The following is a 17,393-nucleotide window of genomic DNA, read 5'->3' on the forward strand; positions in this document are numbered from 1 at the left end:
GTCGGCGCGACGGCGCCCGCGCAGGCTCGGCGCCACGACAGCAGAGGGGGCCGACCCCCGGAGGGATCGGCCCCCTCGCGGGACGGGCGACGTCTCTACTCGATCAGGTCGCCGTTCAGGTCCGAGATGTCGTTCGGATTGGCCGGAGCCTTGCCCGTGCTCACCTGGAGGGGGATCACCCCGCCGGCGACCGCCGTCTCCTCCGCGCTCGGCGTCGTCGACACGACGGAGCCCTCAGGGATCGTCGCGGAGTCGACCGACTCGTGCATCCCGACGACGAAACCGGCGGCGGTGAGGATCGCCGTGGCGCTCTCGACCGTCTCGCCCGTGACGTCGGGGACCTCGGAGTTCGCCGCCGATCGCGGCGAGTACGCGAGCATCGAGGCCGGCGGTGCCGTGAAGTCGTCGCCGCCGTACTTCTCGTCGAGCGCCGTCATGATCGGCTTCCAGATGGCGTGCCGGGCGTTGGAGGCGCGGATGGTGCCCTTCTCGCCCGTCAGGCTGATGAAGCGCAGGTTCTGCTTGGTGTTGTCGGCGAAGCCGTTGATGCTGCCGACCCAGACCGCCAGGGAGGCGGCCTTGCTGGCGCCCGCCGTCCATACGTCGGCGGCCTCGTCGGTGGTGCCCGTCTTGCCGATGTGCTCGATCCCGTCGAAGGGGTTCGAGGCGTAGGCCGTTCCGGAGGTCATCACCCGCTGCATCGCGTACTGCATCCCTCGGGCGACCTCGGGCGACACGGAGGGCGTGCACGCCGATGCCGGGGCGGCGACGGCGTTGCCCTCGCTGTCGGTGATCCGATCGATGACGATCGCCGAGCAGGTCGTGCCGTCGTTCGCGATCCCGGCGTAGGCGTTGGCCACCGTCAGGGGCGCGATCTCGTTCGTCCCGAGGACCGAGGCCGGCCCGTTGGCGAGCTCGCGGCCGTCGGCGCGGTGCATCCCGAACGACTCGGCGGTGGTGCGGATGTCGCAGAGGTCGAGCTGCTGCGCCATTCCCATGAAGCCGGTGTTGATCGAGTTCGTGGTCGCGCCGAGCGCGCTCATCGAGCTCGCGTCCTCCGACGGGTCGTCGTTGCGAGGCGAGAACTTGCCGTAGTAGCCGCCGTCGCCCTCGACGTTGCACTTCTGGGGGTAGGAGCTGAAGCCGGAGGTGGGGGAGGCGAACGACTCGTTGACGGTGTGCCCCGCCTTCAGCCACTGCGCCAGCGTGAACACCTTGTAGGTCGATCCGGTCTGCACGCCGGAGCCGCCGCCCATGCTGAGGTCGACGTTGAGGTTGATCGCGCTGTAGCCGGGGTTCGCGGCGAGGAACTGCTCGTCCTGGCTGTACTGCGTGTTCTGCACCATGGAGAGCACGCGGCCCGTCTTCGCCTCGACGGAGGCGGCCGTCGCGCCGACCTGGAAGCGCGGGTCGACGGAGGGGATGTAGGCGTTGAGCGCCGCCTGCGAGACCTGCTGGATGTCGAGGTCGAGGGTCGTCACGACGTCGAAGCCGCCCTGGCGGATGCGCTGGTAGCGCTCGTCGTCGGTCGCCCCGAAGACGGAGTCGTTGCGGAGGACGTTCAGCACGTAGTCGCAGAAGTACGCGGCGTTGCCGGCGGTGGTGCAGCCGGTCGAGGGCTCCGTGATGTTCGGGGTGATCGGCTCGGCGACGGCGGCGTCGTGCGCGGCCTGGTCGATCCGGCCGTGCTTGAGCTCCTCCGAGAGGATGTAGTCGCGGCGCTCCTTGGTGGCGGCGTAGCCGTTGGCGGCGCCGTTCGCCTCGTCGCCCGGGTTGTCGAAGCGGAACTTCGCCGGGTTGTTCACGATCGCCAGCAGCGCGGCCGCCTGCGAGGTCGAGAGCTGGCTCGCGGGGATGCCGTAGTAGTAGTTCGCCGCGGCCTCGATGCCGTAGACGGTGCCCCCGAAGAGGGCGATGTTGAGGTAGCCGAGCAGGATGTCGTCCTTCGACGCCTCCTTCTCGAGGCCGATCGCGAGGCGCATCTCCTTGAGCTTGCGCTCGGGGGTCGGGTCCGTCGCCTCCTGGTAGGCCTTGTCGCGCGCGGCCTCGTCGGTGATCGACTCCGCCTTCTGCACCAGGACGTTCTTGACGTACTGCTGCGTGATCGACGACCCGCCCTGCAGGTCGTCGCCCGTCAGCGTGACGGCGATGGCCCGGAGCGTGCCCTGGAGGTCGATGCCGCCGTGCTCGTAGAAGCGCGGGTCCTCGCCGGCGACGGCGGCGTCCTTCGCGGACTGCGCGACGTCGTCCCAGCCGACCTCCACGCGGTTCTGGTCGTAGACGGAGGCGAGGAGGGTCGTCCCGTCGCTCGCGTAGACGTTGGTGCGCTGCATCAGCTGGCCCACGTCGAGGTAGCCCGGCAGGTTCTGGAACATGCCGATCGTGTTGCTCGTCGCCAGGCCCGTCAGCGCGAGAGCCGGCGTGACGCCGACGGTGATCAGGACGCCCGCCACGGCGCTCATCCCGATGAACCCCATGACCGCCCGCAGCGACATCCCGAGCGGCCGGACGGAGCGGCGGGATGCAGTGGGAAGTGCCATGGAGCGGTCGTCCTTTCGACGCGGCGCGGGGCCGCGGAGATGTGAGGGAGGGTGGCGAGAAGCCTCGCGAGCAGTCGCGCGATCCCCCGGGTTCATGGTACGTGACGGGTGCGCCCGCGGGGCGTCCTCCTCCCGGTGGAGATGAGGAGCTGGCGGGTGATGCGCAGGAGCGGGCGCGTCCGGAGTGCTGACCTCGGGTCGATGCATCCGTATCGTGGGGGGGGAGCGCCGCTCCGAGGGGCGCTGCAGCACCCGTTCCACCCACCGCTCCGGGGCCCCGGGCGGCCGGCCCCGGCAGAAAGCGCACACCATGGCACGCATCCACGACGACGTGACCCAGCTCGTCGGCAGGACCCCTCTCGTCCGCATCAACCGGCTGGAGGGCGCCGACCAGGCGACGGTCCTCGCCAAGCTCGAGTTCTACAATCCTGCGAACAGCGTGAAGGACCGCATCGGCGTCGCCATCATCGATGCGGCCGAGGCCTCCGGCGAGCTGCACCCCGGCGGGACGATCGTCGAGGGCACGAGCGGCAACACCGGCATCGCGCTCGCGATGGTGGGCGCCGCCCGCGGCTACAAGGTCGTCCTCACGATGCCCGAGACGATGTCCGTCGAGCGCCGGGTCCTCCTCCGCGCCTACGGAGCCGAGATCGTGCTCACCCCCGGCAGCGAGGGCATGCGCGGAGCGGTCGAGCGCGCCCGCGCGATCGTCGACGAGACCCCCGGCGCGATCCTCGCCCGCCAGTTCGAGAACGCCGCCAACCCCGAGGTGCACCGCCGCACCACCGCGGAGGAGGTCTGGGAGGACACCGACGGCGCGGTCGACGTCTTCGTGGCCGGCATCGGCACCGGCGGCACCATCACCGGAGTCGGCCAGGTGCTCAAGGAGCGCAAGCCCGGCGTGCAGATCATCGGAGTGGAGCCGATCGACTCCCCGCTCCTCACCCAGGGCACCGCCGGGCCGCACAAGATCCAGGGCATCGGCGCCAACTTCGTCCCCGCGATCCTCGACCGCGAGGTCTACGACGAGATCATCGACGTGACGCTCGACGACTCCGTGCAGGTGGCCCGCGAGATGGCCGCGCAGGAGGGGATCCTCGGCGGCATCTCCTCCGGCTCGATCATGTGGGCCGCGCTCGAGGTCGCGAAGCGCCCCGAGAACGCGGGGAAGACCATCGTCGCCATCGTCTGCGACTTCGGCGAGCGGTACATCTCGACCGTCCTGTACGAGGACCTCCGCAGCTGAGCCCCTCGAGACGAGGCGGGACGCCCCGCTCCGGACGCGACGGTCGGCCGGAGCGCCGCGTCCCGTCCGGACCGGAGCGTCCCGGGCTCCTCGCCCTGCTCCGCGAGGACGTCCGCACCGCCCGGGAGCGCGACCCCGCCGCCCGGAGCGCGGTGGAGGTCGTCCTCTCCTACCCGGGAGTGCACGCGGTCTGGGTGCACCGCGTCGCGCACGCCTGGTGGCGGCGGGGCCTCCGCCTGCCCGCCCGGCTGCTCAGCCAGGCGGCGCGCGCGGCGACCGGAGTGGAGATCCACCCCGGTGCGACCATCGGCCGGCGCCTGTTCATCGACCACGGCATGGGCGTCGTCATCGGCGAGACCGCGCGGATCGGCGACGACTGCATGCTCTACCACTCCGTCACGCTGGGCGGGAGGTCGGCCCGGCGCGAGCGTCGGCACCCCACGCTCGGCGACCGGGTGGTCATCGGCGCCGGCGCGGTCGTCCTGGGCCCGCTCGTGCTCGGATCCGACGTCAGCGTGGGCGCGAACGCCGTCGTGGTGAAGGACGCGCCCGACGGGGCGGTGCTCGTCGGCATCCCGGCCCGCGATCTGCGCGATCAGGGCGGGGAGGAGGACCCGCTCGCCGGGTCCGGCCGCTCCACCGGACCGGCGGGACGCGTCTAGCCGGCGACGCTCAGTCGTCGCCCCGCGGCGAGATGTCGCGCGGGGCGCTCTTGATCTGCGCGAAGGCGTCCAGCGCGTGCGCCCGCGTCTCCTTGAGGTCGACGAGGGGCGCCGGGTAGCCGTCCGCGCCTCCGGTCAGCGTGTCCTCGAGCGTCCACGGCTCGTGCACGGCGGCGCCCTCGACTCCGCCCAGCTCCGGCACGTTGTGGCGGATGTACTCGCCGGCCGGGTCGAACTTCCTCGACTGCGTGACCGGGTTGAAGACCCGGAAGAACGGCGACGCATCGGCTCCCGAGCCCGCGACCCACTGCCAGTTCGCGGCGTTGCTCGCCGGGTCCGCGTCGACCAGGGTGTCCCAGAACCACTCCTCGCCCACCCGCCAGTCGACCAGCAGGTTCTTGATCAGGAACGACGCGGTCACCATCCGGACCCGGTTGTGCATGTAGCCGGTGCTCCAGAGCTCGCGCATGCCGGCGTCCACCAGGGGGTAGCCGGTGCGCCCCTGGTGCCAGGCGTCGATCGCCTCCTGGCCGGGGCGTCCCCACGGGAAGGAGTCGAACCGGGTGTCGAAGTTCGCGGTCGCCAGATCCGGCCAGTGGAACAGCAGGTGGTAGCAGAACTCGCGCCAGAGCACCTCGGAGAGGAACCGGTCGCTGCCGTCGCCGCGGTGCAGGCCCTTCGCGTGCGCCTCCTCCAGGGCGTGCCACACCTGGAAGGGGCTGATCTCGCCCCACCTCAGGTGCGGGGAGAGGTTCGAGGTGGCGTCCTCCGCCGGCCGGTCGCGGCCGTCGGCGTAGTCGTCGAGCTGCTCCGCGAGGAACGCGCGCAGCCGGTCGGCCGCCGCCTTCTCGCCGGGGACCCAGCGCTCGCGCAGCCCTCCCGCCCAGTCGGGACGCGTGGGCAGCAGCTCCCAGTCATCGAGGGAGTCGGAGGCGATCTCTCCCGTGACGCCGTCGAGCGAGCGGGGGCGGGGGAGCGGCGCGCGCGGCGTCGGCTTGGCGCGGCAGGCGCGGGCGAAGGGCGTGTAGACGGAGTAGGGGCCGCCGGCGCCGGTCTGCACGGTCCACGGCTCGAACATCAGCGAGCCCTGGTGGCTCTCGGCCTCGAGGCCGCCGTTCCGGAGCGATTCCTTCACCGCCGCGTCGACGGTGCGCTCGGCCCTCCCGTAGCGGCGGTTCCAGTGCACGGCTCCGGCGCCGATCTCCTCGGCGAGCTGGAGGACGACGGCCTCGGCCGGCCCGCGGCGCAGGATCAGCGGGGCGCCGTGCTCGCGCAGGTCGGCGGCGAGGGCTACGAGGCTGCCGTGCAGCCACCAGCGGGAGGCGCCCCCGAGCGGACGGATGCCCGCCGACTCCTCGTCGAGCACGTAGCAGACCGCGACGGGGCCGCCACGGTCGATCGCGGCGCGCAGGGCGGGGTTGTCGGCCAGGCGCAGATCGTCGCGGAGCCAGACGAGGGTGGGGGAGGTGTCACTCATGGTGACCCCCATGATCCGCGAGTCCCGCGCCGCGGCGAAGACCTGGCCGGTCGCTGCGGCCCGTGCTAGCGGGGACGGATCAGGCGGAGGCGATGCCGTCGCGGAGCTTGTCGCAGAGCGCGGTCAGCTGCTTCAGCTCGTTTTCGTCGAGGACGCCGCCGACCTGCTCCGAGATGGTCCTCATGTGGGTGAGCGCGACGCGGCGGAAGAGCGCATAGCCCTCGTCGGTGATCGCGATGATCGTGCCGCGGGCGTCCGCCGGATCCTCGCTCTTCTCGACGCAGCCGCGGGCGGCGAGCCGGTCGATCAGCCTGCTGACGCTGGGCTGCGTCAGGAGGACGTGCCGGTTCAGGTCGCGCAGCCGCGCGCGCCGACCGGGCTGCCGGGTGAGGTTGAAGAGCACGTCGTACTCGTTCATCGAGATCTCCCGCGAGGGGAACTCGGTGCTCAGGGTGCGCATCACCTGGACCTGGGCGCGGAACAGCGACTCCCAGGCGGCGACGGCCTCTCTCGACCCCACTGGTCCTCCTTCTCGGCGCTCAGGAAAGGGTTCCCTCACATCCAGACGCCGTACAGCCTACGCCGGGGTGCTGAGAGGAGGGGAGTCGGAGGAACGGGGCCGGGGGAACGACAGAAGGCCGGCCGCTGAGGCGAGCGGCCGGCCTTCATTCCCTTGCACCAAGAGTGTCCTGCAATCACTTCTCGCGCTTCCCGCCACAGCAAACGGTCGACGCACTTGAACTATATAACGACCCGGTAACGACGCAACCCTCTCTTTCCTGAATCCTCCCTGAGCCGCCCCGCCCCGCCCGTCGCCGCGCCCGTCCGCGCTCCGCACGACTCTCTCCTGACCCAGGACGCCCCGTCTGCTGCCTCCGACGTCCGCACCGAACCGCAGCCCATCCCTGACCGTTGACGGACACGACGAGCACCCCCTGCCCTCGTCCCCCGCCGACGCGGCCCGGGCCCGATCATCCAGCCCCGCGGGCGCGCCCCGACCCGACCCGCCTTCGACCACGCAGCGGGCCGTCGAGCAGCCCTCCACGTCTGAGGAGCGGTCGCGCACATCCGTCGAGGTCGAGAGGACGTCCCGCCCTCCAGGCGAACGCGGGAAACGCGTGTCAGCGTTTCCCGCTAGCCGGTCGCGACCCGCTCTCCGAATCGCGACCACCGGTGAGGCCGACCGCGGTAAGGAGAGCGCAAGCGCTCTCCTTACAATTCAGAACAGATCCGGCGACGGCGTCGACGCGTAGCGGATGGCGACGTCGGCGTGGCGGTCGAAGCGGTAGCCGACTCCGCGGACGGTGCGCACGATCTCCTCGTAGCGGCCGAGCTTGGCGCGGAGGCGGCGGACGTGGACGTCGATGGTGCGCTCGTTCGGCGCGTCGTCGTCCGCGGCGCCCCAGAGTGAGGCGATGAGCTCGGCGCGCTCGATGGTGCGGCCCTCGCGGAGCACGAGGTACTGGAGGAGCTCGAACTCCTTGTAGGTGAGGGGGGTGGTCTCCTCGTCGAGGATGACGCGCTTGCGGGAGATGTCGATGACGACGCCGCCGGGTGCACGGTCGGGGTCGGGCTCGGCGTCGGAGCGGCGCTTGGCGACCGCGGCCGGGTCCTGCAGCGCGAGGCGGACCACGTCCACGTCGCGGCCGCCGGCGCCCTGCGGGGCGAGGGCGACGGAGGCGTAGGTCTCGGCGTCGGGGGCGAGCTGCGCCGTGACGCGCTTGAGCTCCTCGACCAGGCGGCCGAGGTCGACTCCGGCGGCGCGGGCCTTGGCCTCGTCGATGCCGACGTAGAGGGCGAAGCCGCGTGCCTCGGTGCCCTGGGGGACGGCGCGGAGGCGGGGTGCTGCGGGCGCGGCGTCGGCGACCGGCTGGAGGCGGGGCGCCTCGGTGGAGGTGGCGGCGGTGATGGTGCGGGTGTGGAGGAGGGTCATGACGAGTCCTTGGCTGGTCGGATCCGGGACGAGTGTCCGAGGGAGCGGATCCGGGTGTGCGCGATCGAGCCGTCCCGCGGTGCGCGGTGGCGGCAGAGACGGATGCGGGGCATCCAGGGGATCGTCCGCGCCTCGGACGCTCAGCCGATCGTGACGATCAGCGGGCGGAGGCGGTGCGGGGATCCGGCGAGGTCAGTTCCTCATGCACACATTCGACAGCACATGACGGGGCCACCGGCCATCATCATGCCGGCATTCCCGACGGCCTCGAGGGAGGTCAGGGCGTGCAGGGTGTCAGTCATGTCCGTCAGTAAAGCGGAGGCCGGTGCACGGCGTCAACACTTCCGTGGGGATGGACGGCGCGTCGGGGGTGGTTCCGGTGCTCGGGAGGAGGCGCGCGCCGTGACGGGGGATCCCGCTGCGCCCGCTGCGCGGGCTGCTCGATCAACAGGACGAGCGGTGCCGGACGGTCGCGGTGGGGTGTCGAGACCCTCGCTGCGCCGGCCGACCGGCACGGCTCAGCGGGGCTCCCTGTTCCGGGGCGCGACGGAAGGCCCGCTCGTCCGGGGGCCGGCGGGCTCAGCCCGCGAGGCCGTAGAGGCGGTCGCCCGCGTCGCCGAGGCCGGGGACGATGTAGCCGAGCTCGTTGAGCTTCTCGTCGAGGGAGCCGAGGACGATGGTCACGTCGCGGTCGCCGAAGGCCTTCTCGACGGCGGCCAGGCCCTCGGGGGCGGCGAGCAGGCAGACGGCGGTGACGTCGACCGCTCCCCGGTCGAAGAGGAACTGGATGGCCGCGACGAGCGAGCCGCCGGTCGCGAGCATCGGGTCGAGGACGAAGCACTGGCGGTTCGACAGGTCGTCGGGCAGGCGCTCCGCGTACGTGGTCGGCTCGAGCGTCTCCTCGTTGCGCGCCATGCCCAGGAAGCCGACCTCGGCGGTCGGGATGAGCTTGACCATGCCCTCGAGCATCCCGAGGCCGGCCCGGAGGATCGGGACGACCAGCGGCTGCGGGTCGCTGAGCGCGAGGCCGGTGGTCTGCGTCACGGGGGTCTCGATGGTGACGGTGCGGGTGCGGACGCCGCGGGTGGCCTCGTAGGCGAGGAGCGTCATCAGCTCCTCGGCGAGCTGCCGGAAGGTGGGGGAGGGGGTGCGCTTGTCACGCAGCACGGTGAGCTTGTGGGTGATCAGCGGGTGGTCGGCTACGTGGACGCGCATAAGCTCAATCTACTGGCCGGAGCGGCGCCCCACCGGCCGCAGCGGGCCGCCGCAGGAGGGGGAGCGATGCGCGACAGCGATCTCCGCGTCCCCCGCCGCTCCGAGGAGTGGATGGGCCTGGCGCTCGACGAGGCGCGGCGGGCCGCGGGCTGGGGCGACGTCCCCGTGGGCGCGGTGGTCCTCGACTCGGAGGGTGCGGTGCTCGGGCTCGGGCGCAACGAGCGCGAGCTGCGGCGGGATCCGACGGCGCACGCCGAGGTGGTCGCGATCCGCGTGGCGGCCGAGGCCCGCGGCGACTGGCATCTCGAGGGCTGCACGCTGGTGGTCACGCTCGAGCCGTGCGTGCTCTGCGCCGGAGCGATCCTGGCGGCGCGGATCGACCGCGTCGTCTTCGGTGCGTGGGACGAGAAGGCGGGCGCCTCCGGATCCGTGCACGACCTCCTCCGCGACCGCCGGCACAACCACGTGGTCGAGGTGTACCCCGGGGTCCGCGCCGCGGAGTGCTCGCGGCTCCTGCTCGACTTCTTCGCCGACCGCCGCTGACGCCGACCGCCGCTGACGCCGAGCGCCGCCGAACCCCTCAGCTCGGAGCGCCCAGCCACTCCGTCAGCGCGAGCCGCGTCGCCGCGTGCATCCGCTCGAAGCGCTCCGCCGCGACGTCGTCGGCGAGCGCGGCGGCGTCGTAGCCCGCCGCTCCTGCCCACTCCCCGTCGCCCTCGAGCCACTGCGCGGCCATCGTGCCGGTCAGCTCGGGGTGGAACTGCACGCCGAGGAGCCAGTCCTCCACGGCGAACGCCTGCACCTCGCCGGTCGTCGACGACGCCAGCAGCGCCGCTCCGCTCGGCAGCGCGAAGGTGTCGCCGTGCCACTGCATCACGTCGACGCCGGCGAGGTGCCGGAGCGGGGAGCCGGCGCCCTCCTCCGTGAGCACGACCGGGCGGAAGCCGACCTCGCGGGCCGATCCGGGATGGACGGACTCGCCCAGGGCGGTCGCGATCAGCTGCGCTCCGAAGCAGACGCCGAGCGTGGGACGGCGGTGGTGCATCCGGTCCTGCAGGAGCGCGATCTCGGGGCTGATGAAGGGGTGCCGCGAGGTCTCGTAGACGCCGGCGCTGGAGCCGAGCGTGACGACGAGGTCGGGGGCGAGGATGTCGATCGCGTCGAGGTCCGTCCCTGCGACGGCGTCGACGGCGAACCCCCGCTCGGTCAGCATCGGCTCGAGCGCGCCGAGCCCGGCACCGCGCTCGTTGACGATCGCCAGGGCCCGGCGCATCTCAGGCGCTCCCGTGCGGCGCGGCCGGCGGGGAGGCGGCGGGCGGAGCGGCGGCGGCCGGAGCGGCCGCGGCGGCCGTCCCTTCCGCCTCCGTCACGGCCGGACGGGCCGCCGGCGGTCCCGCGCGTCCGCGGTCGACGTCGGGCTCGAGGTAGATCGTGGTGGCGGCGGGAACGGCCTCGCGGATCCGCTTCTCGGCGGCGTCGATCCCGGCGGCCACGTGCTCGAGGGTCTCGGCGGCCGGGAAGGCGAGCTTCGCGGCCACGAGGATCTCGTCCGGTCCGAGGTAGAGCGTGCGCATGTGGATGACGCGCTCGACGTCGCGCCCGGCCTCGAGCGCGGCGCGGATCGAGGCGGCGTCGGCGGGAGTCGCCCCCTCTCCGACCAGCAGGCTCTTCGTCTCGACGCCCAGCACGATCGCCACCACGATCAGCAGGGTGCCGATCATGATCGTTCCGATCGCGTCGTAGACCGAGTCGCCGGTGATCACGGTCAGCCCGACTCCGAGCAGCGCGAACGTCAGACCGGTGAGCGCGGCGACGTCCTCGAGGAGCACGACCGGCAGCTCCGGCGCCTTCGCCCGGCGGATGAACTGCAACCAGGACTGCGAGCCGCGGACCCGGTTCGACTCCTTCACTCCGGTGCGCAGCGAGTAGCCCTCGAGGCAGATCGAGATCACGAGGACCAGGATCGGCAGCCAGGAATTCTCGAGCTCGTGCGGCTCGGCGATCTTCTCGATGCCCTCGTAGAGCGAGAAGACGCCGCCGACGGAGAACAGGATGATCGACACCACGAAGGCGTAGACGTAGCGCTCCCGTCCGTAGCCGAACGGGTGCTCCTCGTCGGCGGCCTTCCGCGACTTGCGGCCGCCGAGCAGCAGGAGCAGCTGATTGCCGGAGTCGGCGAGCGAGTGCACGCCCTCGGCGAGCATGGAGGCGGATCCGGAGAAGAACCAGGCGACGAACTTCGTCAGGGCGATGCCGAGGTTGGCCGCGAGCGCCGCGATGATCGCGGTGCCGCCTCCGGATGCGCTCACGTGGTCTCCTCGGGCTCGCCGCTGGATGGTCGGGCCATCCTACGAGGCGCCGGACCGCACCCGGACCCCCTTGCCGCGGGCTCTTCGTAGGATGAGCGGCGTGACCGATGCGCCCGTCCTGCTCCCGTCCATCGCCGTCCTCGGCCTCGGCTCGATGGGGGGCGCGATCCTCCAGGGCCTGCTGGCTCCCGGCGTGCGCGTCGAGGGGGGCGTGCGGGTGACCAACCGCGACTCCGCGAAGGCCGCCGCGTGGGACGGCCACCCGGTGGTCACCGCCTTCGCCACCGCTGACGACTCGGAGGCCAACCGGCGTGCGGTCGAGGGCGCGGCGATCGTGCTCGTGGCCGTCAAGCCGCACATGGTGCCGGACCTGCTCGACGAGATCGCCGACGCGCTCGCCCCGGGCGCGGTCGTCGTCTCCGTCGCCGCCGGTGTGACCGCGGCCACGTTCGAGCGGCACCTGCCCGCGTCCGTCGCCGTGCTCCGCTCGATGCCGAACACTCCCGCGGTCGTGGGCCGCGCCGTCACCGGCCTCAGCGCGGGCACGCGGTCCGGCGACGAGGACCTGGCGCTCGTGCGCCGCCTGTTCGAGACGGTCGGCGAGGTGGTCGAGGTGCCGGAGTCGCAGCTCGACGCGCTCTCGACGATCTCCGGCTCGGGTCCCGCCTACGTGTTCCTGCTGATCGAGGAGCTCGTCGCGGCCGCTGTCGCGAAGGGCTTCACTCCGGAGCAGGCGTCGACGATGGTGGTCGGCACGTTCCGCGGCGCGGCCGAGCTGCTCGCGGACTCCGGCGAGGAGCCGGCGGAGCTGCGCCGGCGGGTCACGAGCCCGAAGGGCACCACCGAGCGGGCCGTCGCGGTCCTGCAGGAGGCCGACCTCGCCGCCCTCTTCACGCGGGCGACCGACGCCGCGCTGGCCCGCGCCCGCGAGCTCGCCGCCTCCTGACTCCGCCCTTCTCTCCGCGAGATGCCGCTCGGGTACGCGACACCCGGAGCGGGCGTACCGGAGCGGCATCCCGCAGAGGAGGAGGAGGGAGGGGGCGCGGGTCAGGAGCCGAGGGCCGCGAAGCGCTCGATGTCGCTGGGGGTGCCGCTGACCACGATGAGGTCGTGGTTCGAGACGACGGTCTGCTCGGTCGCGTAGGTGAAGGGCTTGCCCGGGCTCTTGACGCCGACGACGGTCACGCGGTGCTTGCGGCGCACGCCCGACTCCGTGAGCGTCAGCCCCCGGATCGGCTTGGGCGGGTACATCTTCGCGAGCACGAAGTCGTCGTCGAACTCGATGAAGTCGAGCATGCGGCCCGAGACCAGGTGCGCGACGCGCTCGCCCGCCTCCGCCTCGGGGTAGATCACGTGGTTCGCGCCGATCCGCTCGAGGATCTTGCCGTGCGAGCGCGAGATCGCCTTCGCCCAGATCTGAGGGATCTTGAGGTCGACGAGGTTCGCAGTGATCAGCACGGACGCCTCGATGGAGGAGCCGACCGCGACGACGGCGACCTGGAAGTCCTGCGCGCCGATCTGCGCGAGGGCGTCGAGCGAGCGGGCGTCGGCCTGCACCGCGTGGGTGACCCGCTCCGACCACTTCTGCACGAGACCGGCGTCGGCGTCGATGGCGAGGACCTCGCGGTCTAGGCGGTCGAGCTGGCCGGCCGTGGCGGCTCCGAAGCGCCCGAGGCCGATCACCAGCACCGGGGCGTCGTACCTGATGCGGTCAACCAACGATGGGCCTCTCTTCCGGTCGTCTGAACAACTGCCTCCGCTGGCTCGCGGCGAGCGCGGCGGCGAGAGTCACGGTACCAACGCGGCCCATGAACATCGTCAGCGCGAGGATGTAGACCCCGGACGGCGGCAGCTCCGCGGTGAGCCCCGTCGAGAGCCCGGAGGTCGCGAAGGCCGAGATCACGTCGAAGAGCACGTGGTCGAGCGAGGCCTTGGTGATGTGCAGGATCAGGACGGACGACACGGCGACCGTCGTCGCGCCCCACAGCACGACCGAGACGGCCAGGCGCAGGACGTCGTTCGGGATCCGGCGGCCGAAGGCCTCCATGTCGTTGTTGCCGCGGGCCTCGGCGAAGGCGGCCAGGAACAGGATCGCGAGGGTCGTGACCTTGATCCCGCCGGCCGTGGAGGCCGATCCTCCGCCGATGAACATCAGCATGTCCGTCACGAGCAGGCTCGAGCCGTTGAGGTCGGGGACCGAGATCGTCGAGAAGCCGCCCGACCGCGTCATCGTCGAGAGGAAGAAGGACTGGAAGACGGTGTCTCCCGCATCGAGGCTGCCGAAGGTCCTCGGATTGTCGAACTCGAGCACGATGTAGAGGACGGCCCCGGCGACGAGCAGGATCACGGAGGTGACCAGCGTCAGCTTCACGTGCACCGACCACTTGCGCGGGCGCCGCCAGCCGCGGGAGAAGGCGTAGATGACGGGGAAGCCGATCGAGCCGAGGAAGACGCCGAGCATCAGGATGCCGAGGAACCAGTAGTCGTCCTCGAACGGGGTGAGTCCCGCGGCGTTCGGGGCGAAGCCGGTGTTCGTGAACGCCATCGCGGAGTAGTAGAAGGAGTGCCAGACGGCCTCGCCGATCGGGATCCCGTCGATCAGCATCCGCGGGAACAGCAGCAGCGCGACGATGATCTCGATCGCGGCGGCGCTGATCGCGACGGTGGCGAGCAGTCCGCCGATCTCGCCCAGGCGCACGGCCTGGCCCTCGGCGACGGGGCCGGAGTGGATCCGCAGCGGATTCGAGTCGCTGGCGACCATGAGCTTCGCCCGGAGGCCGAGGCGGCGCGAGATCGCCAGGCCCATGATCGAGGCGAGCGTCAGCACTCCCAGAGCGCCGATGTTCACGCCGACGAAGATGATCGAGTGGCCGAACGCCGACCAGTGCGTCGCCATGTCGACCGTCGCGAGGCCGGTCACGCAGATCACCGACATCGCGGTGAAGAAGGCGTCGTGCAGCGGAGTGACGGTGCCCGTGGTGCTCGACACCGGCAGCGAGAACAGCAGGGTGAAGACGAGCACGAGCGCCGAGAAGATGAGGATCGCGAAGCGGGACGGCGAGCGTCCGGCGAAGTCGTCGATGAGGTCGCGGGCCCGCTCGAACCCCGACCAGGGGGAGACGGGCGAGACGCCCACGGGGCTGCGGAACTGCTGCCGAACCACCACGGCGGATCCTCCACTCGATCGCGGCCATGCTACCCGCTCGGTGCCTGGCCCCCGGGGCGCTGACTAGCCTGGGCGCATGGCTGACATCTTCGGGGTGATCGCGGACGGGACCCGCCGGGACATCCTCGCCCTGCTGCTCGAGCAGCGGCGGGACGGCTCGGCCGAGGGCATGAGCGTGTCGCGGATCGTGGCGCGCCTCGAGCTGAGCCAGCCGACCGTCTCCAAGCATCTCAAGGTGCTGCGCGAGACCGGCCTCGTCACGGTGCGCGAGAGCGGACAGCACCGCTTCTACGCGCTCGAGTACGCGCCGCTGGCGGAGGTCGAGGACTGGCTGCTGCCCTTCCTCGCCGAGGACGAGGCGGCCGGCGCCCTGCTCGACGCTCCGACCGCGGCCCGGGCGGAGTCGCTGGGTCGGGCGCTCGCCGAGCGCACCCACCAGGTCAGCACCGTGGTGCAGGACATCCAGCGGGGCGTCAGCGAGGGAGCGACGAAGGTGGCGGAGGCGCTGCGCATCCGCAAGTGAGGGGCGCCGAGGAGCCGGAAACGGTGGAGCCCCGGGTCGTGTAAGCTCGCGGGAGCCAGTTTTTCGTAAGCGGCCGCCCGTCGGGCGGTCGACCCCCTGAACGTTGTGAGGTCTTCGTGGGTTCTGTCATCAAGAAGCGTCGCAAGCGTATGGCGAAGAAGAAGCACCGCAAGCTGCTTCGCAAGACTCGCCACCAGCGTCGCAACAAGAAGTAGGCTCGCGCCTCTTCCCACTCGAGCGTCCGCCCTTCCGGGGTCGGGCGCTCGTCTGCGTTCACGGATCATCCCGGCGGCGCTCGCCGTCTCGGCGCCCGTCGCCGGGGCCGCCGTACACTGACCGCATGGTGGACGTGGAGCTGACGCTCGTGGGCAAGCCGGGCTGTCATCTCTGCGACGACGCGCGGACCGTGGTCGAGCAGGTGGTCGCCGACCTGGGCGCCGAGGCGTCGGTCGCCGTCTCGGAGGTGTCGATCCTCGACGATCCCGAGTTGCACGAGCGCTTCGTCGAGGAGATCCCGGTGGTGCTGATCGACGGGCGCGTGCACACCTTCTGGCGGGTCGATCCCGTGCGGCTCCGGCGGGCCCTCCTCGATCGCGGGTGAGCCTCGACCGGGCCGTCCGGACGGAAGCACGACCGCGACGTCCCTCTGACGGGGGACAGGACGGCTCGCGATAGCTCGCCTCTCGCCCTTACCCTCGTGAGGGGGGAGTGCGCTCCTCCGTGCGCGGACGCAGATCGTCGCCCGTGGAGGAAGGAACCGCCATGCCGTCATCCCGCCGACTCGCCCTGCCCGCCGCCGCTCTCGCGGCGCTCGTGCTCGGCCTGGCCCTCCCCGGAGCGGCCGTCGCGGCCCCCTCCGCCTCGACGGTCTCGACCACGGTCGAGCAGCCGGCCGCGACGACCATCCCCGGCGTGCCGGAGGATCCCGAGCAGCCGGGCGACGGCGGCTCCGACCCCGTTCCCGGCGTCCCCGAGGAGCCGTCCGTTCCCGGAGTGCCCGAGGAGCCGGCAGAACCCGAGCAGCCCGCTCCCGTCGACCCCGCGCCCGTGGACCCCGCGCCGGTCGATCCGGCACCGGTCGACCCCGCGCCCCAGCAGCCGAGCCAGCCCTCCACGGGCGGCGGATCCACCGGCGGCGGCTCGACCGGCGGCGGCTCGACCGGCGGCGGCCAGCAGGGCGGCTCCGGCGGCGGCCAGCCCTCCACCGGCGGCGGATCGTCCTCCGGCGGCTCCGGCTCCGGCTCCGGCGGCGGATCCACCGGCGGAGGGACGTCCGGCGGCACCTCCGGCGGCGGCACCACAACCGGCACCACCACGTCCGGCACCGCCGGCTCCTCCGGTGCGGGCGCCGTCACTCCGGCGGCGTCGGCCCCCGGACGCACCGAGCTCGGCACCTCGACCGAGGGCGCGAAGCCGGCGGCCGGTGCAGCGACCGCGGACGTCTTCCTCACCCGCGAGCTCGCCGTCCAGCCGGAGGCGCTCACCGTCGAGCTCGCCCGCTTCTACGGCGTCGGCTTCTCGTACACCGGCTTCGCCAGCGGCGAGGCCGTCTCGGCGGTCCTCCGCGACCCGAACGGCACCAAGACCCCGTTGACCCTCGAGGCGGGGAGCGGCACCGCGACCGTGCCGACCGCGCTGATCACCAAGTCGGGCGCCTTCACGGTCGACCTCACGGGCGACCAGGGCTCCGCCGCCAAGGTCGTCTTCCGGCTCGCGCCCTCCACCGGCAACGGCCTCCTGCTCGAGCCGCGCGAGCTCGGCGACGGCAGCACCGAGGCGCCCCGCGGCGCCGTCTGGGGCTTCGACGCCGACGAGGAGGTCGCCGTGGGCGCCTTCGAGACCTCCGGGGCCCGCGCCGACCTGGCCGCCGGCGACGTCGCCGTGCAGTCCGACTCCATCGGCTGGGCAGAGCTGGCGCTGGGCGACGCGGTCATCGCCGACCCCGACCCCTCCGTCTACTGCGTCGTCGCCTTCGGCCGCGAGTCGCACCGCACGGCAGCCGTGACCGTCTCCTACCGTGACAGCGACACCACGGCCGCACCGTGGGAGGCGCAGCAGGTCTGCGGCACCGCGATCAGCGCCGCGCGCACCGCCTTCCTCAGCACGGCCGCCTCGGCGGGACCGGCCGGCATCACGCCGACTACCGCGCTGATGATCGGCGGCGGCGCGGTCGCCGCGTCGCTCGTCGCCTGCGCGGCCGTCCTGGTCGTGATGCGCCGCCGGCGCATGAACACGGACCTCTTCATCGGCGGACCGCTGCCGCGCACGCAGAGCGACTGACGCGTCCGGAGGACGAGGGAAGGCCCGCGGGACGCGATCCCG

At 72.3% G+C, this 17,393-nt stretch carries 17 protein-coding genes; 8 read left to right on the forward strand and 9 right to left on the reverse strand.

Annotated features, from left to right (window positions below):
- Window positions 1-95: 95 nt before the first annotated feature.
- Complete coding sequence (locus C5C69_RS01430) at window positions 96-2,540, reverse strand: penicillin-binding protein (RefSeq protein WP_159939720.1); 2,445 nt, start codon at window positions 2,538-2,540, stop codon at window positions 96-98.
- Window positions 2,541-2,850: 310 nt separating this feature from the next.
- Between C5C69_RS01430 and cysK the strand changes: the two genes are divergently transcribed.
- Both cysK and epsC read left to right on the forward strand, forming a co-directional pair.
- Window positions 2,851-3,786, forward strand: coding sequence for a cysteine synthase A (gene cysK / locus C5C69_RS01435; RefSeq protein ID WP_104257195.1), 936 nt, complete (start codon window positions 2,851-2,853; stop codon window positions 3,784-3,786).
- Window positions 3,787-3,881: 95 nt separating this feature from the next.
- Window positions 3,882-4,448 (forward strand): serine O-acetyltransferase EpsC, encoded by a 567-nt coding sequence (gene epsC, locus C5C69_RS01440; protein ID WP_104257196.1) that lies wholly within the window; start codon window positions 3,882-3,884, stop codon window positions 4,446-4,448.
- A 10-nt stretch (window positions 4,449-4,458) separates the two neighbouring features.
- Here epsC and C5C69_RS01445 read toward each other — a convergent pair whose 3' ends face one another.
- The 4 genes from C5C69_RS01445 to upp all read right to left on the reverse strand — a co-directional run bounded on the left by C5C69_RS01445 (window position 4,459) and on the right by upp (window position 9,073).
- Entirely contained in the window at window positions 4,459-5,925 is a 1,467-nt protein-coding gene (locus tag C5C69_RS01445) for a deoxyribodipyrimidine photo-lyase (RefSeq protein WP_104257197.1), read from the reverse strand.
- Window positions 5,926-6,004: 79 nt separating this feature from the next.
- Window positions 6,005-6,385 carry a MarR family winged helix-turn-helix transcriptional regulator gene (locus tag C5C69_RS01450; protein ID WP_104257198.1) on the reverse strand — a complete coding sequence of 127 codons (381 nt, stop codon included), beginning with the start codon at window positions 6,383-6,385 and terminating at the stop codon, window positions 6,005-6,007.
- A 759-nt stretch (window positions 6,386-7,144) separates the two neighbouring features.
- Window positions 7,145-7,858: a winged helix-turn-helix domain-containing protein gene (locus tag C5C69_RS01455; protein ID WP_104257148.1), complete on the reverse strand. Its 714-nt coding sequence runs from the start codon at window positions 7,856-7,858 to the stop codon at window positions 7,145-7,147.
- Between the two features lie 579 nt (window positions 7,859-8,437).
- Window positions 8,438-9,073 (reverse strand): uracil phosphoribosyltransferase, encoded by a 636-nt coding sequence (upp, locus tag C5C69_RS01460; protein WP_104224850.1) that lies wholly within the window; start codon window positions 9,071-9,073, stop codon window positions 8,438-8,440.
- A 66-nt stretch (window positions 9,074-9,139) separates the two neighbouring features.
- On the opposite strand from upp, the gene C5C69_RS01465 reads away from it, so the two are divergent.
- Window positions 9,140-9,616 (forward strand): nucleoside deaminase, encoded by a 477-nt coding sequence (locus C5C69_RS01465; RefSeq protein ID WP_219812330.1) that lies wholly within the window; start codon window positions 9,140-9,142, stop codon window positions 9,614-9,616.
- A gap of 37 nt (window positions 9,617-9,653) precedes the next feature.
- On the opposite strand, the gene C5C69_RS01470 is transcribed toward C5C69_RS01465, so the two are convergent.
- Complete coding sequence (locus C5C69_RS01470) at window positions 9,654-10,346, reverse strand: gamma-glutamyl-gamma-aminobutyrate hydrolase family protein (RefSeq protein WP_104257149.1); 693 nt, start codon at window positions 10,344-10,346, stop codon at window positions 9,654-9,656.
- 1 nt (window position 10,347) lies between these two features.
- Window positions 10,348-11,382 carry a cation diffusion facilitator family transporter gene (locus C5C69_RS01475; RefSeq protein WP_104257150.1) on the reverse strand — a complete coding sequence of 345 codons (1,035 nt, stop codon included), beginning with the start codon at window positions 11,380-11,382 and terminating at the stop codon, window positions 10,348-10,350.
- A 91-nt stretch (window positions 11,383-11,473) separates the two neighbouring features.
- Between C5C69_RS01475 and proC the strand changes: the two genes are divergently transcribed.
- A complete protein-coding gene (gene proC / locus C5C69_RS01480; protein ID WP_104257151.1) occupies window positions 11,474-12,328 on the forward strand; it encodes a pyrroline-5-carboxylate reductase in 855 nt (284 codons plus the stop codon).
- 101 nt (window positions 12,329-12,429) lie between these two features.
- Here the strand turns inward: proC and C5C69_RS01485 are convergent, their stop codons facing one another.
- Both C5C69_RS01485 and C5C69_RS01490 read right to left on the reverse strand, forming a co-directional pair.
- Window positions 12,430-13,101: a TrkA family potassium uptake protein gene (locus C5C69_RS01485; protein ID WP_068255410.1), complete on the reverse strand. Its 672-nt coding sequence runs from the start codon at window positions 13,099-13,101 to the stop codon at window positions 12,430-12,432.
- Window positions 13,094-14,464, reverse strand: coding sequence for a TrkH family potassium uptake protein (locus C5C69_RS01490; protein ID WP_244229642.1), 1,371 nt, complete (start codon window positions 14,462-14,464; stop codon window positions 13,094-13,096). The genes C5C69_RS01485 and C5C69_RS01490 overlap by 8 nt, the downstream gene beginning before the upstream one ends.
- Window positions 14,465-14,624: 160 nt before the next feature.
- Here C5C69_RS01490 and C5C69_RS01495 point away from each other — a divergent pair, with 160 nt between their 5' ends.
- The 4 genes from C5C69_RS01495 (at window position 14,625) to C5C69_RS01510 (ending at window position 17,351) form a co-directional block, all read left to right on the forward strand.
- Window positions 14,625-15,071 (forward strand): helix-turn-helix transcriptional regulator, encoded by a 447-nt coding sequence (locus C5C69_RS01495; RefSeq protein WP_104224854.1) that lies wholly within the window; start codon window positions 14,625-14,627, stop codon window positions 15,069-15,071.
- 116 nt (window positions 15,072-15,187) lie between these two features.
- The gene (locus C5C69_RS01500; protein ID WP_003792170.1) at window positions 15,188-15,286 is read left to right on the forward strand and encodes a 30S ribosomal protein bS22; all 99 of its coding nucleotides are present in this window, start codon (window positions 15,188-15,190) and stop codon (window positions 15,284-15,286) included.
- A gap of 125 nt (window positions 15,287-15,411) precedes the next feature.
- Window positions 15,412-15,672: a glutaredoxin family protein gene (locus tag C5C69_RS01505; RefSeq protein ID WP_104233428.1), complete on the forward strand. Its 261-nt coding sequence runs from the start codon at window positions 15,412-15,414 to the stop codon at window positions 15,670-15,672.
- A 161-nt stretch (window positions 15,673-15,833) separates the two neighbouring features.
- Window positions 15,834-17,351, forward strand: coding sequence for a hypothetical protein (locus C5C69_RS01510; protein WP_104257152.1), 1,518 nt, complete (start codon window positions 15,834-15,836; stop codon window positions 17,349-17,351).
- Window positions 17,352-17,393 lie beyond the last annotated feature (42 nt).

Source organism: Rathayibacter sp. AY1C7, assembly GCF_002931865.1.
In the GTDB taxonomy this organism is placed as follows: domain Bacteria; phylum Actinomycetota; class Actinomycetes; order Actinomycetales; family Microbacteriaceae; genus Rathayibacter.